This is a genomic window from Terriglobales bacterium (assembly GCA_035543055.1).
Lineage (GTDB): Bacteria > Acidobacteriota > Terriglobia > Terriglobales > Acidobacteriaceae > JAIQFD01.
Window position 1 is genome coordinate 1 of the sequence record DATKKJ010000255.1, and the last position, 3123, is coordinate 3123.

Annotated in this window: 3 protein-coding genes; all 3 read left to right on the top strand. The window is 66.8% G+C overall.

Going from position 1 to position 3123, the window contains the following annotated elements; translation table 11 throughout:
• Window positions 1-357: 357 nt before the first annotated feature.
• The 3 genes from VMS96_15940 (at window position 358) to VMS96_15950 (ending at window position 2843) form a co-directional block, all read left to right on the top strand.
• On the top strand, window positions 358-675 hold the full coding sequence (locus VMS96_15940; protein ID HVP44917.1) for a hypothetical protein: 318 nt from the start codon (window positions 358-360) through the stop codon (window positions 673-675).
• A complete protein-coding gene (tnpB, locus tag VMS96_15945; protein ID HVP44918.1) occupies window positions 672-1034 on the top strand; it encodes an IS66 family insertion sequence element accessory protein TnpB in 363 nt (120 codons plus the stop codon). The genes VMS96_15940 and tnpB overlap by 4 nt, the downstream gene beginning before the upstream one ends.
• Before the next feature lie 159 nt (window positions 1035-1193).
• Window positions 1194-2843 carry an IS66 family transposase gene (locus VMS96_15950; protein HVP44919.1) on the top strand — a complete coding sequence of 550 codons (1650 nt, stop codon included), beginning with the start codon at window positions 1194-1196 and terminating at the stop codon, window positions 2841-2843.
• Window positions 2844-3123 lie beyond the last annotated feature (280 nt).

Genomic DNA, 3123 nt, shown 5'->3' on the forward strand with positions numbered 1-3123 from the left:
CTTGTCCGCCGTCCGGGCTCGCCACCTCCTGGTCGATCCTATCCAACAATTCTCGATCGCTGAGCATGCCGTCACCATTGTGGTCGTACTGTTCGGGCTGAGACAAGGCGGCTACGACGCCTCTGATGAAGGGCCCATCCGAGGACGAAGCCCGGACGGGCTCAGGCGAGGCAGCAATCGTGTACTTCCGGCAAGCGTGCGTGAAATCGAATTGCCAGTGGGGGTACCGTCCTCGGGCGCTGCACGAGCAGCAGGAGGACGGTCATGGCAAGACGAGCGCGGCCAGTTTCGGCCGAGGTGAAGCAGCTTCGGGCTCGGATTGAGCGATGGCGGACGACGCGTGAGCGTCGGACGGCAATGCCGCTGGAGTTGTGGACGGAGGCAGCGAGGCTGGCGCAAAGCGATGGGGTCTACCCGGTCGCGCGCGCATTGCGGATCAGCTTCGAGGGGCTGAAGCGGCGGATCGTCGAAACTGGCGCGGGCGCGACGGTGCCGTCCGCCCAGCCGAGCGGGTTTGTGGAGTTGACGGGGGCGCAGTTGCTGGGTGGTCCGGTTCCGCGGGGCACGGTCGTCGAGCTGTCGGATGGGGCGGGGACCCGGCTGGCGATCCGTCTGACGGGTGGGGCGGAGATCGATGTGGCGAGCTTGGTGGCGGCATTCCGGCAGGGGGCATGATCCAGATCACGCCGCAGATGCGGGTGCTGGTGGCGGTGGAGTCGGTAGACTTCCGCCGGGGGATCGATGGCCTGGCGCGGGTGTGCCGGGAGACGTTGAATGCGGACCCATTCGGCGGCGCGGTCTTCGTGTTCCGGAGCCGTCGGGGGCATGCCATCAAGCTGTTGGTGTACGACGGGCAGGGATTTTGGCTGTGCCACAAGCGATTGTCGCAAGGACGTTTTCGCTGGTGGCCGTCGGGGACGGCAGGAGCGGGTACAGCCCTGCGCGCGCACGAGTTGCAGGTACTGCTGTGTGGTGGCGACCCAGGCTCGACCAAGGCGGCGCCGGTGTGGCGCGAGCTCGGCGCTGCTGGTTGAGAGGCGGTAGCAAAGAATTTGACGTGGGCCACGGATAGGCGTTCTTGTGGTCATCCTCGTCGTCACAGACCTTCCACCGACTCGGATGCCGCCCGCTTCCGCGACAGGCGGTGAGGTGGGTCGGGCATGAAGCGGCACCACCGGCAGCGGCCACCGACCGTGCGTCGGGATCTCAGGCTGGAGGAGTTGCAGGGCATCGTGGAGCGGGCGAAGACGGTGCTTTGTGAATCGGACCACGCGGCGCTGGCGCAGGCGGTGCAGACGCTGGCCTTTCTGACGCAGGAATTGCAGGCGAAGGGGGCGAGCTTGGAGCGGCTGCGGCGGATGCTGTTCGGAGCGCCGACGGAGAAGACCAGCCAGGTGCTGGACGCGCCCGCCACGGGCGCAGGCGGCGAGGCTGGGGCGGTGGCGGGAGGGGGGACACCTGGCGGCAGCGAGGGTGCAGAAAGCGCGCCGCCGCCCAAGCGACCAGGCCACGGCCGCAACGGCGCCGCAGCCTATACCGGGGCCACGAAGCTCGCGGTGCCGCACGCCTCACTGCACGGCGGGGATGCATGCCCCGAATGTCAGAAAGGCAAGGTGTACCCGCTGGCGACGCCGGCGGTGCTGGTGCGGGTGACGGGGATGGCGCCGCTGTCTGCCACGGTGTACGAGTGCGAGCAAATGCGCTGCAACCTGTGCGGGGAGGTGTTCAAGGCGGAGGCGCCCGAGGGCGTAGGCCACGAGAAGTACGACGAGAGCGCGTCCAGCATGATTGGTCTGCTCAAGTACGGGGCCGGGATGCCGTTTTTCCGCATCGAGAAGCTGCAGGCGGGCATGGGTATCCCGCTACCGGCGGCGACCCAGTGGGAGCTGGTCGAGGGAGCGGCCGTGCGGCTCGAGCCCGCGCACGAGGAGCTGATCGACCAGGCGGCGCAGGGAGAGCTTGTGCACAACGACGACACGACGGCGAGGATTCTGGAATTGATCGACGGGACGGAGGCGGAGCCGGTGCCGGGCGGCACCGAAGGCAAGGACGAGCGGACCGGGGTGTTCACCACGGGCATCGTGGCGCAGCGCCAGGGACACCCCATCGCCCTGTTTTTCACGGGGCGGAAGCACGCGGGCGAAAACCTCGCCGACGTGCTCGCGCATCGAGCATCCACACTGGCGGCGCCGATCCAGATGTGCGACGCACTCTCGCGCAATGTGCCCGGGGAGCTCAAAACGATCCTCTCCCACTGCATCGCCCACGCGAGGCGGCGGTTTGTCGAGGTCGTGAACGACTTTCCCGACGAGTGCCGCCACCTGCTGGAAACCCTGCGCGAGGTGTACAAGACCGACGCCCTCGCCCGACAGCAGGGGCTATCGCCGGAGGATCGGCTGCTTCTGCATCAGGCCCACAGTGGCCCCCTGATGGCCGACCTGGAGGTGTGGCTGCGCGAGCAGATCGAGCAGCGCAAGGTCGAACCCAACTCGGGCTTGGGCGACGCCATCGAGTACATGCAGAAGCACTGGTCAAAGCTGACCCTGTTTCTGCAGGTGCCGGGCGCGCCGCTCGACAACAACATCTGCGAGAGGGCCCTCAAGAAGGCGATCCTCCACCGGAAGAACGCGCTCTTCTACAAGACGCAAAACGGTGCCCGGGTCGGCGACATCTTCATGAGCCTCATCCACAGCGCCGAGCTGAACGGTGCGAACCCATTCGAGTACCTGGTGGCGCTGCAGAAGCACCACCAAGACGTCGCGGCCAACCCCGCCGAGTGGATGCCGTGGACCTACCGCGACACGCTGGCCCGCATGGTCAATCAACTGGCGTCACCCGGCTGACCGCGGCCAGACGGTCAGATCGCGGCTACGCATGCTTGCCGGAAGTACACGGTGGTTCTCCGATCGGTCCGCGGCGACGCGTACTAGAAATCCTTCCCGGACTTGGGACCTTCACCATTCTAGTCGTCGATCATCGTCCCCAAGACCGGATGTCCTTGGTAGGGATGCTCGTAGCCGTCGGGTACGAGACGCGGGAATCGGCGAGTGGAGAAGACGCCATCGTGGAAGCACGAGAAGTTCCCCCGGATGCGATTCTAGTGGGCGTGGGGGTACCCGACCT